The following is a 17,209-nucleotide window of genomic DNA, read 5'->3' on the forward strand; positions in this document are numbered from 1 at the left end:
GACAGGCTGCTTGCACCCTTTTTTTCAAACAAGATTAGTGTACCAATCTCTCATCATCACGTCAACAAAAAGACGAACAATAATGAAAGAATGGTTCAATATATTCGTATAATCGAAAAATTTTTACGCTTTACATCATTAAAGGAGTTTGTCCACCTTTATGCCGGCATTCCGGAGTCGTCCAGTCTCCGTTCAAGGTTAACGAATTTATTGTATTCTTTTATAAATGCGAGAGAAACCGTGCCAACAGGTCCATTACGCTGTTTTGCAATAATGATTTCGATTGTGTTTTGATTTTCACTTTCTTTGTCATAGTAATCATCGCGGTAAAGGAAGGCAACAATATCCGCATCCTGCTCAATACTTCCGGATTCACGAAGATCGGACATCATGGGACGTTTATCCTGACGTGTTTCGACTCCACGGGAGAGCTGAGACAGAGCAATAACCGGCACTTCAAGTTCCCTTGCTAATCCTTTTAAGGAACGGGAAATTTCAGAAACCTCCTGCTGACGGTTTTCTCCCGGTTTTCCGTTCCCGTGAATCAATTGCATATAGTCAATTAAAATCATGCCCAGCCCGTGTTCTTGTTTTAGGCGGCGGCATTTTGCACGGATATCCTGTACCCGCACACCAGGTGTGTCATCAATGTAAATCCCGGCGTTCGACAAAGAACCCATTGCCATCGTGAGCTTACGCCAGTCTTCGTCTGTAAGCGCGCCTGTCCGCAGGTTTTGCGCGTTAATATTTCCTTCTGCACAAAGCATACGCATAACAAGCTGTTCAGCACCCATTTCCAGACTGAAGATCGCCACGTTTTCACCTGTTTTCGTGGCAACATTTTGTGCAATATTCAGTGCAAAAGCTGTCTTACCAACTGAAGGACGAGCCGCTACAATAATTAAATCATTTCGCTGAAACCCGGCTGTCATGCGGTCAAGCTCGTTAAAGCCCGTCGCGATTCCGGTTACATCTCCTTTTTGACTGTTGAGGATCTCAATATTATCATAGGTTCTGACCAGTACGTCCTTCATCGAGTGGAACGCACTTGTATTTTTCCGGTTGGCTACTTCCATTATGCTGCGTTCAGCTTCACCAAGAAGATTTTCCACTTCATCTTCTCTTGCGTACCCATCCTGCGCGATGGTTGTAGCCGTTCGAATTAAACGTCTCAGGAGCGACTTTTCTTCTACGATTCGAGCATAATACTCAAGATTCGCCGCTGTCGGGACAGAAGCTGCCACATCGCTTAAGTACGATACGCCGCCGACATCTTCAAGCTCTTTTGCAGCAGAAAGCTCTTCTGTTACGGTGATTAAATCGATGGCTTTTCCCTTATCACTTAAACTCATCATCACTTCAAAGATTTTTTGATGAGAGCTTCTGTAAAAATCCTCTGGCATTAATATTTCTGCAGCAGGAATAAGCACTTGAGGCTCAAGAAAAATAGCTCCAATGACAGCTTGTTCTGCTTCTATATTTTGAGGCGGAATGCGATCCGCATATTGTTCACTCATCTTTTACTTCCCCTCCCTATTTTTAAAAGGGTTATGATCGAAAAAAAATGTGATCAGACCTGATCACATTTTTTTCTTAGTATAGCATGAATTCGACCTTTTTCGTTAGGTCTCCTTATTTTTCCTCAGCTACGTGAACTTTAAGTGTCGCTGTTACATCGTTGTGTACTTTAACCGGCACATTCGTAAAGCCGAGTGCACGGATTGCATCGTTCATTTCTATTTTTCGTTTATCAATCTTAATTTTATGACGCTTTTTAAGCTCTTCAGCAATTTGTTTAGACGTAATAGAACCAAACAAACGACCGCCTTCACCAGATTTAGCCGTCAATTCAACAGTGAGATTTTCAAGTGTTTTTTTCAGTTCTTCTGCTTGCTGAAGCTCGTCTTCCTGCGCTTTTTCCTGCTTTTTTTTCTGAGCATCCAGGTGATTCACATTTCCTGCATTTGCTTCTACAGCAAGTTTGTTTTTAAGCAGGTAGTTATGTGCATATCCATCCGCCACATTTTTCACTTCGCCTTTTTTCCCTTTTCCTTTAACGTCCTTTAAGAAAATCACTTTCATTCTTCAGAACTCCCTTCAACATGTTCATTAATTGCCGTTTTTAATCGCTCAACGGCTTCGTCTATCGTGATATCATACAGCTGGGTTGCGGCATTGGTCAAATGTCCTCCGCCGTCTAATCGTTCCATGATCAGCTGAACGTTTACCGTTCCGAGTGAACGGGCGGAAATTCCTACAACATGTTCTTCCCGCATGGCGACCACAAAGGATGCGGCTACATCTTCCATTGACAGGAGTGTATCTGCAGCTTGAGCGATGATGACAGAGTCGTGGACACGATCTTCTTCTCCTGCTGCGATCGCCATTCCGTGTTTAAAGAATTCCACGGTTTCAACTAACCTTGCCCGCTCCACATACGTTGTAACATCTTCTCGTAGAAATTGCTGTACGAGTACGGTATCAGCGCCGAGCGTCCGCAGGTAGGAGGCAGCATCAAACGTTCTTGAGCCTGTGCGCAGTGTAAAGCTTTTTGTATCTACAATAATGCCTGCAAGAAGGGCCGTTGCCTCAAGCATGGTGATTTTCTCATGCTTCGGCTGGTAATCGAGCAGCTCTGTGACAAGTTCTGCCGTAGAAGAAGCATAAGGCTCCATATAAACCAGCAGAGGGTTTTCAATAAACTCTTCCCCGCGCCTGTGATGATCGATCACCACCACTTTTTCTACTTTATTGAGCAGCCGTTCTTCAATCACAAGACTTGGTTTATGCGTATCCACGATCACAAGCAGTGTATCCTCTGTTGCCATTTCAAGCGCTTCTTCCGGCGTGATCATATGTTTAAAGAGATCAGGTTTTCCTTTAATCTCATCCATTAGCCGTTTTACTCCACTGTCAATTTGTGAAAAATCGACAGCGACATACCCTTCTCTATTGTTCATCTGGGCAATTTTCCGAATGCCGATAGACGCACCGATCGCATCCATGTCAGGTCTCTTATGACCCATTACAATCACCTGATCACTCCCAAGAATAAGCTCGCGAAGCGCATGGGAAATGACACGCGCTCTCACTCTGGTGCGCTTTTCCATTGGATTTGTTTTGCCGCCGAAGAATTTAACCTTGCCATTTTGCTGCTTAATGGCCACCTGGTCGCCTCCTCTGCCTAAAGCAAGGTCAAGACTTGATTGTGCCTGAAGTCCAAGCTCAGGTAAGCTCTCAGCACCGGAACCAATCCCAATACTTAATGTTAACGGCACGTTTAACTTTGACGTCATTTCCCGAATGGCATCGAGGATCGTGAATTTTTGCTGTTCAAGTTCACGCAGTATACTCTCATTCATGACAGCTATGAATCGGTCAGAGGAAACTCGCTTTACAAAAATATGATGTTCATTGGCCCAGGTATTCAGTAATGTGGTAACAGAGTTGTTGATATTGCTGCGTGCAGAATCATCCATTCCCTGAGTAAGTTCGTCATAGTTATCTAAAAAAATCACCGCAAGAACCGTCCGATCTGCTTCAAACTGCTCTGCCACCTGCGATTGTTCTGTTACATCAAAAAAGTACAGAAGCTTTTCATCCTGCTTATGAACCACACGAAAAATACGACCGCTCCAGGAGATGGTTTCTTCTGTATTTCCTTCTCTTTTAATGACAGGAATCAACACATCCGCCACATCGTACAAGGACCGTCCGATCATGGGTCCATCCTCTATAAAAGAAGAAAGATAGGGATTTGCCCACTCAACATAAAAATCATCGTTAAATAAGAGAATTCCCACAGGCATTTCCATCAGGGCTTCTTCTCCAACCCGCTTAATCCGGTAAGAAAGAGTTGAAATATATTGCTCAGTATCTTCAAAAAAGCGTTTCTCATAAGAAAATGAGAACCACAGTAAAGGAGCGATCACGAGAAGCCCGAAAAATGTAATCCACCAGTTAAAGAAAGCAAAGGCCACTACTAAAAGTACTAATGAAACCGAAAGCCCGATTAACAATCTTCGCATTACCCGATGTTGAAAATAAGTTGGCATGCTTTCAGCTCCCAAAAAAACGGATCATTCCGCTTAAATAATTTTGTCATCCTCTATCTAAATCGTACGCTTTGATTTCCTGATTGTTGATACAATTATAGGCATATTTTTGCAAAACGCAAATGTGCTTTCTTTTATTTTCCTTTTGTTTGTAGACGCTCCCGCAAATCAAAACCTAAATCTATTATACCTAATATCCGGGTGAAAGGATTTAATATTATTCCAATAACCGTAAATAGAATAATCCGTCCTTTTCCCCATCCTTTTAAATGGCCCCAGAAATGAATAAAGGAAAGTCCCTGTAACACCATCACCAGTTCCAATGCTGCTTGCAGATTTATTAATGCAAAAGCAAACGTACTTCCTTCGTCAGGAGCGCTCACCAAAGCAGTTATAAGGACAATTAAATAATACCATATCACACTTTTAGGAAAAGATAGTTCATGAAAAGGGTTAAAACGCGGGACCTTTACAGAAAATCTCTTTGCCAGCGGAAAACTAATCAGCATAATCAGCCAGGTCCAAAGAGCTACACCAGTAACCAGCCAGGTCGGCACCAACATCTCCATGACGCCGATATAGCCTGTCCATTGCTCTGATAACTCAGAAACATCCACACCGGCTGCCTCACTTTGAGAAACAAATTCTTGAAAAGATTGGTTCATGACATCAAACATGTCATCAATTAAATTGATCCCTAATAGGAGGATGGAGCCAACATAAAGTAAAAGCATATGAAACACAAATGTGAGGGTGGCTGAAATAAAGATGACTAATTTACTTTTATTCTCTTTAATCAGCCAGCCGATCAAGGCACCTGTCGTACTAAATGCGAAAGCTACCGGAATTGCAGCAACTGAACCAATAATTCCAGATGCACCGATTCCTGCTGCGATCATGATCAAAGAAGACTTTAAAGAGTATTTTGAGCTGTAAATAATGTATGGAAAAACCAATACTAACTGGATTATGGATCCTAAAGGAGGCAAATAAACCGTCACTGAAACGAGTATAGCAAATATCGCTGTCAGCACAGCCCCTTCTGTTATCCTTCTAGCGTGTGAATCATTCATTGGGTCACCTCTGTCTTTTCCCTGTACACGTTCATTAAAACCGTATCAAGCTTATTCTACCTGTCATCCTCTGCCCATTCAACTATTTGAAAGGAAGTCTACATAGTTGTCATATTTAGCGATAATGAAATGAAACCGTTCCAGCTATTTTTCACTGCAGTGTAAGAAAAAAACTCCATAAAAAAAACCAACAGTTCCAAAAGGAGCTGTCGGTTTTATTTTACTTATTCACCTGTTACGAATGGTAGCAATGCCATTGTACGTGAACGTTTTACTGCGATTGTCAGCATACGCTGATATTTCGCTCTTGTTCCAGTCACACGACGTGGTAAAATTTTTCCACGCTCAGAAATAAACTTTCTAAGAAGATCTACGTCTTTATAGTCGATGCTTGTGATGTTGTTAGAAGTAAAGTAACACACCTTTTTACGACGACGTCCGCCTCTGCGTCCTCCTGCCATGAGATTCCCCTCCTTCTTTTTATGAGTTTTATACACAATTACATCTTAGAATGGCAAATCATCATCTGAAATGTCGATCGGCTGACCATCATTTGAGAATGGATCCTTGTCCACTTTTGTGTAATTTTGGTTGTTCTGATTATTTTCACGAGGTTGATTCTGACCGAAGTTATTGTTTTGGTTTCCCTGGTTACCGCGGTAACCCTGGTCTCCTCCACTATTTCCACCAGACTGCCCGGCAGATGCATTTTTCGGTTCTAGGAATTGAACGCTTTCTGCAACAATTTCTGTAACGTATACACGTTTTCCTTCTTGGTTATCATAGCTTCGTGTCTGCACACGACCATCGACACCGGCAAGGCTGCCCTTTTTCAAAAAGTTCGCAACGTTTTCCGCTGGCCGACGCCAAACAACACAATTGATAAAATCCGCTTCACGGTCTCCCTGCTGGTTCGAAAATGGACGATTGACAGCGAGTGTAAAGGTTGCAACTGCCACACCGCTTGGCGTGTAGCGCAAATCTGGATCCTTCGTTAATCGACCCACTAGCACGACTCGATTCATCATCAGAATCAACTCCTTTTTCCTAGATCAGGCGCAAGCCCTCTCGTTGGATAGCATTTATCATTAAGATTAGTTATCTTCGTCTAGACGAACTGTCATGTGGCGAACGATATCTTCACTGATTTTAGCTAATCGGTCAAATTCGTTGATTGCTTCTGAACCAGAAGTCAACGTGACGATATGATAAAATCCTTCACGATATTCGTTAATTTCGTAAGCTAAACGACGCTTACCCCACTCTTTTGATTCGATGATTTCCGCTCCGTTAGAAGTCAGGATATTTGCAAAACGCTCATTTACAGCTTTCTTTTGCTCATCGTCCACGTTTGGGCGGATAATGTACGTAATTTCGTACTTTCTCATCTCTTTCACCTCCTTATGGTCTGTGCGGCTTCCCAATGCTGGGATGCAAGGAATAATAATTATATTACTCACAATGTAGAAGTATATCATATTGTAAGAGGAAATACAATGCGTTTTCCAATTTTCCTTTTTCCTTTCGACACACTCGTTTACTTTAATTTCTCCAGCACAAAATGAACGAGTAAAAGAACCGCAAAAACAGATCCATACAGGAAGAATGAACCTTCGATTTTAAAGGTGGCGGGTACTATATAGATAATGGCGATGGGAATCAGCCAGATAAATCCCATGGTGATCACCCATATGACATTTTCAATGCGTGATTGTTCAGCTGTAAATAGACTCTTTTTTAACAGAGTAAGAATGGTTCCGGGCAAGAGAAGCATCACCATGACAACTGCAGCAAGATGTGAAACGGCAATCGAGGGCTGAAGCTCGGGCCATAGAAGCTGGGCCGCACTCAGCAAACCAAACAGCCACATCCCGCTAAATGAAAGAACAGACCCGGAGAGAATTGCTTTTTGTTTTATGGAAGCCTTGGGCAGTGCATCAACAAGCTTTTTGCAATACTCTTCGGGATGAAGGCCAAATACATCCACAGCTTTTTTTCCTCTGGCCTGAGCATCAATTAAATGCTCCAGCAGTTCAAGCAGCAGTTCTTCTCCCGCCCGCTGATCCACATTGCTGCCTCTGACATACAGCAGGATGTTCTTATAAAACGCTTCATTTTGAGGCGTTAGTTCTTTTCGCCGCTTATTATTTAGCTCGATGAATGCGGTGGTGGTCATCGTCTCCTCTACCCCCTTTCTTTAACACAATTTCGTTGACAGAATCAGAAAGGACGATCCATTCCTGTTTAAAGTGTTTTATGGCTTGTTTGCCCTTATCTGACAGTGAATAATATTTTCTATTCGGACCATTCGCTGATTTTACAAAGGTTCCTTCGATCAGTTCTTCTTTTTGTAATCGGAGCAGGACAGGGTAAATAGAGCCTTCACTCACTGCTTGAAGCCCCTGATCCGTTAATCGCAGGTATAATTCATATCCATATGTAGGTCTTTCTTCGATTACAGCAAGGATGCATCCTTCAAGCACCCCTTTAAGCATCTGACTTTTATTCATTTTACTCATCTCCCGCCAGTATATTGTTATGCAAGCTACTAGGCCAGAGCAAGTAGCTTGCTTTGCAAGTTACTGTCAGCCTATCAAATCCTGTATTTATTGTCCACTTCTCTATGGCTTTCTTTTCCATAAAAAAGGCCAGTGCTCAACTAATTGAGCCTCTGGCGTTTTCGTTTTTATACGTTAAAGCGGAAGTGAATGACATCTCCGTCTTTCACGATGTATTCTTTTCCTTCCAAACGGACTTTTCCAGCTTCTTTTGCTGCTGTCATGGATCCTGTTTGAATCAGATCTTCATAGGAAACCGTTTCGGCACGGATAAATCCACGCTCAAAATCGGTGTGAATCACGCCTGCGCATTGAGGAGCTTTCATGCCGTGACGGAATGTCCAGGCGCGCACTTCCTGAACGCCTGCTGTAAAGTACGTAGCAAGGCCAAGAAGATTATACGTAGCGCGAATTAATTGATCAAGACCAGACTCTTCAATGCCAAGCTCCTGCAGGAACATCGCTTTTTCTTCTTCATCGAGTTCGGAGATTTCCTCTTCGATTTTAGCACAGACCACAATGACTTCTGCGTTGTCCTGGGCTGCAAATTCACGTACACGTTTTACATACTCATTGCCTGAAGGATCGGCAATTTCATCTTCACCAACATTTGATACGTAAAGCATCGGTTTACTAGTTAAAAGATGAAGATGGCGCGCGATCCGCTGCTGATCTTCAGTGAATTCAACCGTGCGGGCGGGTTTGTTTTCTTCGAGCGCTTCTTTTACTAGTTCCAATACGGTTAACTCGGCTAGAGAATCTTTGTCTCTTTGCTTCGCCATTTTACCAACGCGTGCAATTCTCTTGTCCACTGCTTCAAGGTCCGCAAGAATTAATTCAAGATTAATCACATCTATATCATCAAGTGGATCGACTTTTCCTGATACATGAGTGATATTATCGTCTTCAAAGCAGCGTACAACTTGAACAATCGCATCTACTTCCCGAATATGAGATAAAAACTTGTTGCCAAGTCCTTCTCCTTTACTTGCTCCTTTTACAATCCCAGCAATATCCGTAAATTCAAAAGCCGTTGGAACGGTTTTTTTCGGATTAACCAGCTCTGTTAATTTTGTTAAGCGCGAATCCGGCACTTCCACAATCCCCACATTCGGGTCGATCGTGCAAAACGGATAGTTGGCAGACTCTGCCCCCGCTTTTGTAATGGCATTAAATAAGGTTGATTTACCAACGTTCGGCAGCCCAACGATTCCAGCTGTAAGAGCCATATATCTTCACTCCTCAATTTATCTTCTATTTAAAAGTCCTAAGACATTCAGATTACTTATTAAACCTCACACAATTATAGAGTTTGAGTGAATAAAAAACAAGTAGGCGGGGCGGTTCTGCTTGTCTGTAAAAAATCATGCACAAACGTAAAGCCCCTTCCATCAGAAGGGGCAGCAAATTACTCTTCGTGCTTGACGAGTACTTTTTTCATTTTTCGGGAAAATTCTTTGCGAGGGATCATCACACTGTGGGAGCAGCCTTCACATTTTATGCGGATATCCATCCCCATGCGAATTATTTTCCAACTGTTTGTGCCGCACGGATGTTGTTTTTTCATTTCCACCACATCATGTAGGCCGTATTCTTTATCCTCCACCTCATGTTCCTCCTATTCACCTTGTAATTGATTTTTTGAAGATGCCTTTTGCGCCGCTTCTTCCCGCGAATACATAACCATTCGTGGAAATGGAATTTCAATTCCGACTTTATCCAGGTGATTTTTTATGTCTTTACGCAGGGCTCTTGCAACAAAAAAATGCTGCATTGGCCCAGTTTCTGCGATCACCCGCATCACCACTTCTGAAGCACCTAAAGTCTGAATGCCGAGTAATTCGGGTTTTAAAATAATTTCTTCATATTTCCCTTCAAGGGTATCCAGGAATGCCACAAGCTCTTTTTCCGCTCGTTCAATATCTTCTTCATAGGCAATGCTTACATCCACTACAGCCACACTGTTATGAATTGAAAAGTTTATCACTTCATTTACACTGCCGTTGGGGAAAATGTGCAATTCCCCGGTCCAGCTTTTGATTTTCGTTGTTCGAAGACCAATTTCTTCAACAATTCCTTCTGCCTGTCCAACTCTGACATAATCTCCTACGGAAAATTGATCTTCAAAGATAATGAAAAACCCGGTAATAATATCACGCACTAAATTCTGTGCACCAAAACCTACCGCAAGTCCTAATATTCCCGCTCCGGCGATTAGCCCTGTAACATCGATATTTATTGCAGACAACACAGCTAAAATCGCTACAAAATAGACCACATACGAGACCACATTCTGAAGCAGCTTAAGAAGTGTTTTTTCCCTTCTTTCAGAAACATGCATGGGTGCTTTTGAACGCACCTTAAAGATGTTCAGGATCACCGTTTTAGCTAGCCTGACGACCACCCCTGCTACTAAAATAATAAATATGATTTTTATAAAAGTAAATCCAAGAGATATCCATATTTCTTCATCAGAAACATAGTTTAGAAAGGTCTGCCAGAAAGAATTTAATGAACTCACACTTCGCACATCCTCTTTAAAGTACAAAACTTTTATCTATCTTACCAAGTCTAGGCTCATATGAGAAACAATAACACATTATGTTCTTTAAAAAGAACAGAACGTGTTATATAATGAACAAAAAGGTATTTTATTTTTGTAAAAAGGCAATACTGAAAACTCATATCCTCTGGTGAAGGAGTTCGTTCAATGACTATTCAACCACATTCACTGCCGCTCTTTCCTCCTGCCTATAGAAGCCATATGGATAATCCCTTAACTGCCCATCACTTGTCTAGAGAGCTTGTGCTGCGCTATCCGAATCAAGGAGAATCTATCGTTTTTGTTTGCATTGGAACCGACCGTTCTACAGGAGATGCATTAGGACCGCTTATTGGAGCTCTTCTAGAAAAAAGAAGGCTTCCTGGTTTTCATGTCTATGGAACGCTGAAAGAACCTGTTCATGCATTAAATTTAGAAAAAACCATGATAATGATCCACAAACTCCATCCCGGAGCATTTATTGTGGGGATTGACGCCTGTTTAGGCCAGCTGAAAAGCGTTGGGTATATTGAAATTGATAACGGTCCTGTCCGCCCTGGAGCAGGGGTTCAGAAAAAACTTCCGGATGTAGGAGACATACATCTGATTGGAATTGTTAATGTTGGAGGTTTTATGGAACTGACAATGCTGCAAAATACCCGCTTGTATTTGGTAACAGAAATGGCAAATACGATTACAGATGCGATTCATTACTCAAACATTTTATATAGAAAGTGAGCAAGCTGTCCTTTATACCGGTAAGTATACGTACTGAATGGTGACAACAATTGCTGCGATTAAAATGCCGGGAAGTAAATTTGCCACTTTGATTTTTGTCAGTCCTATTAAGTTTAAGCCAATAGCAAAAATCATGATTCCCCCTGTTGCCGTCATCTCTGCGATAAAACTATCCATCAGACCTTCAGGGACAAACCGGTCAATCTGGGTGGCAAATAATGCAATGGATCCCTGGTAGAGTATAACCGGAATAGCTGAAAACAGGACACCGATTCCCAGAGTGGAAGCAAGAATAACAGAAGTAAAGCCATCTATAATCGATTTTGTATACAGCACTTGATGGTCGCCCCTGATGCCGCTGTCGAGAGCGCCAATCACCGCCATAGCCCCAATCACAAAAATCAGGGTCGCTGTAACAAACCCTTGTGAAATACTCGTATCACCGTTTGACCCAACCTTTGACTCAATCCATCGTCCGACGGCATTTAATTTTTCATCAAGCGCAATCCACTCCCCAGTGATAGCGCCGATTACCAGGCTGATGATGACAATTAAATAATTATTGCTTTGAAAACCCATTTGAAGGCCCAGCACTACTACAGCTAAACCGATAGCTGACATAACGGTTGTTTTAATATGTTCGGGAATTCGATGCAGCATTTTCCCCAAAAGTGTCCCAAGGACAATCAGCAAACCATTCACCAGTGTTCCTACTAGCACCATTCCTATTCCTCATCTCTATCTCAAGTTATTTCCTATGTAAGAGAACACGACCCGTGAGTGTGGATTCTCACCGAGTCGTGTTTTTATGCTTCCTGATTTTCATTCAGAAGAGACAAAATTCTCTCCAAGTCATCGTCAGTCATAAATTCAATTTCAATTTTTCCTTTATTTTTGCTTTTTTTAATGGCTACACTGGTGCCGAATCGTTCTCGAAGAATGCCCTCATGCTCACGGTAATAGGGAAGCTGTCTTTTTGGCTTCTTCTTTGTTTCACGTGGAACATCGTTCATTTTCTGAATCAGCTGTTCAAGTGCACGTACCGTCATTTTTTCGTTAACTACTTTTTCCGCAAGCTCCTGCAGGCGTTCTTTTTTCTTTAATCCCAGCAGCGCCCGGCCATGCCCCATGGACATCTCACCCTCTGATATATGCTCCTGCACCGCTTCAGGAAGAGTCAGCAGTCTGACATGATTGGCAATATGAGGACGGCTTTTGCCCAGTGTTTTTGCCAGCTGATCCTGTGTAACGGATAGCTTATTGATCAGTGTCTCATAGGCATTTGCTTCTTCGATCGGAGTCAAATCCTCCCGCTGAAGATTTTCCAATATGGAGAGTTCCATCATTTGCTGATCTGTAAGGTCTCTCACCACAGCTGGAATATGATGAAGTCCTGCTTCTTTAGAGGCCCGGTATCTGCGTTCACCTACAACAATTTCAAATCCCTTTATGCTCTTTCGAACAATGATCGGCTGAAGAATTCCATGCTGCTGAATGGATTTTTTTAATTCGTCTATCGATTCCTTTTGAAAGATCTTTCTCGGTTGATAAGGATTCGGCCGGATGTCTTTTAGAGATAACTGCTGTACCTGTTCATCTCCTACTGACGACATATCCTTAAACAGTGCATGGACGCCTTTTCCTAACCCTTTAGCCATTCTTTATCACTTCCTTTGCAAGATCAAGATACACTTCTGCTCCTCTTGACTTTGGATCATACAAAATGACTGGCAGACCATGGCTTGGCGCTTCGCTCAAACGTACATTTCTGGGAATAATGGTGCGATACACTTTATCCTGGAAGTATTTTTTTACTTCCTCAATAACCTGAATGCCAAGATTTGTTCTTGCATCCAGCATTGTCAGCAGCACACCATCGATTAGCAGCTGATGATTTAAGTGTTTTTGAACAAGGCGTATCGTACTGAGAAGCTGACTTAGTCCTTCTAACGCGTAATATTCACATTGAACTGGAATAACTAATGCATCTGAAGCAGTTAATGCATTAATAGTCAGAAGACCGAGTGACGGGGGGCAATCAATAATAATATAATCATAATTCGACTGAATTTCCCTTAACGATTTTTGAAGACGAACTTCTCTTGATATCGTTGAAACCAGTTCAATTTCTGCTCCAGCAAGTGAGATTGTAGCAGGGATCGCATGGAGGTTCTCAACCGTTGTTTCCCTAATGATTGGCCGGATATCGACATCATCTACTAAAATATCATAAATGCATTGATCGACTTCTCCTTTATCGATCCCTACACCGCTTGTCGCATTTCCCTGAGGGTCCACATCAACCAGCAGGACTTTTTTCCCCAGGTATGCAAGACAAGCACTCAAATTAACAGAAGTCGTCGTTTTCCCGACTCCGCCTTTTTGATTTGTAATCGCAATGATTCTTCCCATAAGACTTTCACCTATCCTTATTGTGCCGGGAACTCTGGATGCAAATACTACATTTCAACCTCAAAGCAACCTTTTCCTGCCTTCCGGGCAATCTTTATCTTTATTTTAACAGACTTTTTTAATTAATTGGTAGTTTTGAAATAAAATGAAATGTTCTTACGTAAGAGGGCAGTGATACATAAACGTGCCTTCCCCCTTTTATGTATCACTTCATTAAAAAAACGAAAAATGATCACATGATCATTTTTCGTTTTTTATGAAGATATTCCCTATTTCTTCTTTTTAGGAAGTTTGATAGTGATTTTATAATAATCATCAAACTCTTCTTCTTCAGAGTCGAGTTTCATGCCAGAGTCAGAGATCATATTTAGTGACTGCCGGATGGTGTTTACCGCAATGCGGACGTCTTTGTTGAAGGCCCTTTTCTTCGGCTTTGCTTTTTTTTCGGGACTTTCTAACAGCTTTTGCACACGGGTTTCTGTTTGCTTTACGTTTAGCTGCTGTTCCACTACTTCATCGAGCAGTTTTACTTGAAGTTCTTGATCCTTCAGCGGAATAAGCGCACGGGCATGGCGCTCTGTTATCAGCTTTCGGGTAAGAACTTGCAGCACTTCTTCAGGAAGCTTTAATAGCCTAAGCTTGTTAGCTACTGTAGATTGCCCTTTTCCTAAACGTTGTGCAAGAGCTTCCTGTGTAAGCTGGTGAAGGTCTAAAAGCTTTTGATAGGCCATCGCCTCTTCTACGGGTGAGAGTTCTTCGCGCTGTAAATTTTCGATCAGGGCGACTGAAGCTGTTTCTGTATCGCTCATGTTTTTTACAATGGCAGGAACCTTTTCCCATCCAAGTGATTTCATGGCGCGCCATCTTCGCTCACCTGCAATAATCTCAAACTGGCCATCTCCGCTTTCACGTATAATGATAGGCTGGATAATGCCATGGGTATGAATGGTTCTAGCAAGTTCTTCTATTTTTTCATCATCAAAGATCGTTCTCGGCTGAAAACGGTTCGGTTGAATTTGATGAATTTCTATTTGCCTAACTTCTTCTTTTTGTTCCAAGGCTTCGGGAGAAACGGGTTCTTCCTTATCACCAAGTCCAAAGATCCGTGAAAACGGAGTCTTCATCAAGACACACCACCTTTATGAAACTCGCAATCTCTGCTCTTTTACCCCGTTTCACGTGAAACATAGGGTGACCGATCTATCACAGCGGGGACTTATTTGGAGTCCCCGGCTTTCTTGGATACTTTTTAGGGGTAGAAGCTGATTTTTTAATCATCATAATCGAACGGTCACTGAATTCTATAGGGAGTTCAAAAGATTGAACTTCTATGTTCCCTCCGCCGAGCAATTTGATCGCCCGCTTGGCGTCTTCTAATTCATCTGTTGCATTTGCAGCCTTCATTGCCACAAAGGTGCCCCCCGGCTTAGCCAGCGGCAGACAAAGCTCCGATAGTACCGAAAGTCTCGCCACTGCCCGTGCTGTAACGAGATCATACGTTTCCCGGTATACTTTATTTTGCCCAAATGTCTCAGCTCGATCATGATGAAACTGGACGTTATCTAGTTCAAGCTCGCTTGCCAGATGATTTAAGAAAGTGATTCGTTTATTTAAAGAGTCAACAATTGACACCTTTAAATGAGGAAAGCAAATTTTTAACGGAATACTTGGAAATCCAGCTCCCGCTCCAACATCACATATGGAAAGGGGCTGTGTTAAATCTACATAAAAACTCGCTGTAATTGAATCATAGAAATGCTTTAAATAAACTTCTTTACGGTCTGTGATTGCCGTAAGATTCATTTTTTCATTCCAGTCAACGAGTATCTCATAATAACGATTAAACTGATGTAGCTGCTGATCGGACAGGATAATCCCTTTTTCCTTCAGCAGCTGCTGAAATTGCTCCTGATTCATGCGTTTTCTCCTTTAGGTTATTCCCCTGACACTTTTGCAATTCGCCCCTGCTCAATATAGACAAGCAGGATTGAAATATCTGCCGGGTTGACCCCTGAAATTCGAGATGCCTGTGCGATGGAAAGCGGTCTTACATCGCGAAGCTTTTGTCTTGCTTCACTTGCAATGCCTGAGATCGCATCGTAATCAATGCGTTCTGGTATCTTTTTATTTTCCATCTTCTTTAATTTATCGACTTGCTGCAATGATTTTTCAATATAGCCTTCATATTTAATTTGAATTTCAACTTGCTCTTCAACATCAAATGGAAGTTCATTAGCCGCAGGAACAAGCGCTTTAATATGATTGTACGTGATTTCAGGACGTCTTAAAAGGTCTGATCCTTTAATTCCGTCTTTTAACAGACTGCTTCCGATCGATTCCATCAATGCCTGAACATGTTCATTTGGCTTAATCATCGTCGACTGCAGGCGCTTTAACTCACCTTGAATCATTTCTTTTTTCGCAACAAACTTTTCAAAGCTATCATCCGAAACAAGGCCAATTTCACGACCAACATCTTTTAGGCGAAGATCCGCATTATCATGGCGCAGCAATAATCGGTACTCGGCTCTCGAGGTCAGAAGTCTGTAAGGTTCATTTGTGCCTTTGGTCACTAAATCATCAATCAGCACCCCAATATACGCATCTGAACGGCTCAGAATAACTTCTTCTTTATCAAAAGCACGTCTGGCAGCATTTATTCCAGCCATTAATCCTTGACCTGCTGCTTCCTCATAGCCGGAGGTGCCGTTAATTTGGCCAGCAGTATATAGATTTTTGACTTTTTTTGTTTCAAGTGTAGGCCAGAGCTGAGTCGGGACAATGGCGTCATACTCAATGGCATAGCCCGAACGCATCATCTGCGCATTTTCAAGGCCAGGTATTGAAGATAGGATTTTTTGCTGAACATCTTCCGGTAAACTCGTGGAAAGTCCCTGCACATATACTTCTTTCGTATGGCGTCCTTCAGGCTCAAGGAAAATCTGATGACGCGGTTTATCGTTAAACCGGACGACTTTATCCTCAATAGAAGGACAATAACGTGGACCCGTTCCTTTTATCATACCTGAATACATTGCAGAACGGTGTAAATTTTCGTCAATAATTGTGTGTGTTTCCTCATTTGTATACGTTAACCAGCAAGGAAGCTGATCTGTTATATACTCAGTCGTTTCGTAACTGAAAGCACGTGGAACATCATCTCCCGGCTGTATTTCAGTCTTGGAATAGTCAATGGTCTGACTGTTAACCCGCGGCGGAGTACCCGTTTTAAAACGGACGATATCAAAGCCAAGTGACCGTAAATGATCGGCAAGACCAATGGAAGGCTGCTGATTATTCGGTCCGCTTGAATATTTTAAATCACCGACAATAACCTCACCGCGCAGGAAGGTTCCAGCCGTGATAATGGTCGTTTTCGCACGGTAGGTGGCGCCTGTTTTGGAAATAACACCTGTGCATTCTCCATTTTCTATAATTAACTCTTCAACCATCGCTTGTAACAGCGTAATGTTGGGTTCATTTTCAATCGTTTCTTTCATGTCCTGCTGATAAAGTACTTTGTCAGCCTGCGCACGCAGCGCACGAACGGCTGGTCCTTTTCCTGTATTCAACATGCGCATCTGGATGTGGGTTTTATCGATCGTACGGCCCATCTCTCCTCCAAGAGCATCGATTTCTCTTACGACGATTCCTTTTGCCGGCCCTCCTACTGAAGGGTTACACGGCATAAAAGCAACCATATCCAAATTAATTGTTAACATTAATGTTTTGGCTCCCATGCGTGCAGCAGCAAGTCCTGCTTCTACTCCGGCATGACCGGCTCCTACGACGATTACATCAAAAGAACCTGCCTCAAATTTTTTCACCATA

At 42.3% G+C, this 17,209-nt stretch carries 19 protein-coding genes; 1 reads left to right on the top strand and 18 read right to left on the bottom strand.

All coding sequences use genetic code 11. The features are described 5' to 3' along the window. Window positions 1-158 precede the first annotated feature (158 nt). The 12 genes from dnaB to KR50_RS02435 form a co-directional block, all read right to left on the bottom strand. The gene (gene dnaB, locus KR50_RS02380; RefSeq protein ID WP_041054314.1) at window positions 159-1,517 is read right to left on the bottom strand and encodes a replicative DNA helicase; all 1,359 of its coding nucleotides are present in this window, start codon (window positions 1,515-1,517) and stop codon (window positions 159-161) included. 115 nt (window positions 1,518-1,632) lie between these two features. Beyond that, entirely contained in the window at window positions 1,633-2,082 is a 450-nt protein-coding gene (gene rplI / locus KR50_RS02385; RefSeq protein WP_041054317.1) for a 50S ribosomal protein L9, read from the bottom strand. Then, complete coding sequence (locus tag KR50_RS02390; RefSeq protein WP_041054319.1) at window positions 2,079-4,055, bottom strand: DHH family phosphoesterase; 1,977 nt, start codon at window positions 4,053-4,055, stop codon at window positions 2,079-2,081. The genes rplI and KR50_RS02390 overlap by 4 nt, the downstream gene beginning before the upstream one ends. 134 nt (window positions 4,056-4,189) lie before the next feature. After that, window positions 4,190-5,128 carry a YybS family protein gene (locus KR50_RS02395; protein WP_041054321.1) on the bottom strand — a complete coding sequence of 313 codons (939 nt, stop codon included), beginning with the start codon at window positions 5,126-5,128 and terminating at the stop codon, window positions 4,190-4,192. A 224-nt stretch (window positions 5,129-5,352) separates the two neighbouring features. Beyond that, window positions 5,353-5,589, bottom strand: coding sequence for a 30S ribosomal protein S18 (gene rpsR, locus KR50_RS02400; protein ID WP_041054323.1), 237 nt, complete (start codon window positions 5,587-5,589; stop codon window positions 5,353-5,355). Between the two features lie 45 nt (window positions 5,590-5,634). Further along, entirely contained in the window at window positions 5,635-6,156 is a 522-nt protein-coding gene (gene ssb / locus KR50_RS02405) for a single-stranded DNA-binding protein (RefSeq protein WP_041054326.1), read from the bottom strand. Between the two features lie 66 nt (window positions 6,157-6,222). Further along, on the bottom strand, window positions 6,223-6,516 hold the full coding sequence (gene rpsF, locus KR50_RS02410; RefSeq protein WP_041054327.1) for a 30S ribosomal protein S6: 294 nt from the start codon (window positions 6,514-6,516) through the stop codon (window positions 6,223-6,225). A 149-nt stretch (window positions 6,517-6,665) separates the two neighbouring features. Continuing rightward, window positions 6,666-7,304, bottom strand: a complete 639-nt coding sequence (locus KR50_RS17910) for a DUF1129 family protein (protein ID WP_052476689.1) — start codon at window positions 7,302-7,304, stop codon at window positions 6,666-6,668. Next, on the bottom strand, window positions 7,273-7,638 hold the full coding sequence (locus KR50_RS02420) for a PadR family transcriptional regulator (RefSeq protein WP_041054328.1): 366 nt from the start codon (window positions 7,636-7,638) through the stop codon (window positions 7,273-7,275). The genes KR50_RS17910 and KR50_RS02420 overlap by 32 nt, the downstream gene beginning before the upstream one ends. Before the next feature lie 176 nt (window positions 7,639-7,814). Beyond that, complete coding sequence (gene ychF / locus KR50_RS02425; protein WP_041054329.1) at window positions 7,815-8,915, bottom strand: redox-regulated ATPase YchF; 1,101 nt, start codon at window positions 8,913-8,915, stop codon at window positions 7,815-7,817. 179 nt (window positions 8,916-9,094) lie between these two features. Beyond that, window positions 9,095-9,292, bottom strand: a complete 198-nt coding sequence (locus KR50_RS02430) for a DUF951 domain-containing protein (RefSeq protein ID WP_041054330.1) — start codon at window positions 9,290-9,292, stop codon at window positions 9,095-9,097. A gap of 12 nt (window positions 9,293-9,304) precedes the next feature. Beyond that, a complete protein-coding gene (locus KR50_RS02435) occupies window positions 9,305-10,207 on the bottom strand; it encodes a mechanosensitive ion channel family protein (RefSeq protein ID WP_041054333.1) in 903 nt (300 codons plus the stop codon). A gap of 189 nt (window positions 10,208-10,396) precedes the next feature. On the opposite strand from KR50_RS02435, the gene yyaC reads away from it, so the two are divergent. Then, the gene (gene yyaC / locus KR50_RS02440; protein WP_052476691.1) at window positions 10,397-10,966 is read left to right on the top strand and encodes a spore protease YyaC; all 570 of its coding nucleotides are present in this window, start codon (window positions 10,397-10,399) and stop codon (window positions 10,964-10,966) included. A gap of 12 nt (window positions 10,967-10,978) precedes the next feature. Here the strand turns inward: yyaC and KR50_RS02445 are convergent, their stop codons facing one another. The 6 genes from KR50_RS02445 to mnmG form a co-directional block, all read right to left on the bottom strand. Then, a complete protein-coding gene (locus KR50_RS02445; protein WP_041054334.1) occupies window positions 10,979-11,689 on the bottom strand; it encodes a DUF554 domain-containing protein in 711 nt (236 codons plus the stop codon). An 83-nt stretch (window positions 11,690-11,772) separates the two neighbouring features. After that, on the bottom strand, window positions 11,773-12,624 hold the full coding sequence (locus tag KR50_RS02450; protein ID WP_041054337.1) for a ParB/RepB/Spo0J family partition protein: 852 nt from the start codon (window positions 12,622-12,624) through the stop codon (window positions 11,773-11,775). Beyond that, complete coding sequence (locus KR50_RS02455) at window positions 12,617-13,378, bottom strand: ParA family protein (protein ID WP_041054340.1); 762 nt, start codon at window positions 13,376-13,378, stop codon at window positions 12,617-12,619. The genes KR50_RS02450 and KR50_RS02455 overlap by 8 nt, the downstream gene beginning before the upstream one ends. Before the next feature lie 269 nt (window positions 13,379-13,647). After that, window positions 13,648-14,502, bottom strand: coding sequence for a nucleoid occlusion protein (gene noc, locus KR50_RS02460; protein ID WP_041054342.1), 855 nt, complete (start codon window positions 14,500-14,502; stop codon window positions 13,648-13,650). Between the two features lie 79 nt (window positions 14,503-14,581). Further along, complete coding sequence (gene rsmG, locus KR50_RS02465; protein WP_041054345.1) at window positions 14,582-15,295, bottom strand: 16S rRNA (guanine(527)-N(7))-methyltransferase RsmG; 714 nt, start codon at window positions 15,293-15,295, stop codon at window positions 14,582-14,584. Window positions 15,296-15,312: 17 nt separating this feature from the next. Next, on the bottom strand, window positions 15,313-17,208 hold the full coding sequence (gene mnmG / locus KR50_RS02470; protein ID WP_041054348.1) for a tRNA uridine-5-carboxymethylaminomethyl(34) synthesis enzyme MnmG: 1,896 nt from the start codon (window positions 17,206-17,208) through the stop codon (window positions 15,313-15,315). Between the last annotated feature and the right edge of the window lies 1 nt (window position 17,209).

It is taken from the genome of Jeotgalibacillus campisalis (assembly GCF_000829515.1).
GTDB classification, from domain to species: Bacteria; Bacillota; Bacilli; order Bacillales; family Jeotgalibacillaceae; genus Jeotgalibacillus; species Jeotgalibacillus campisalis.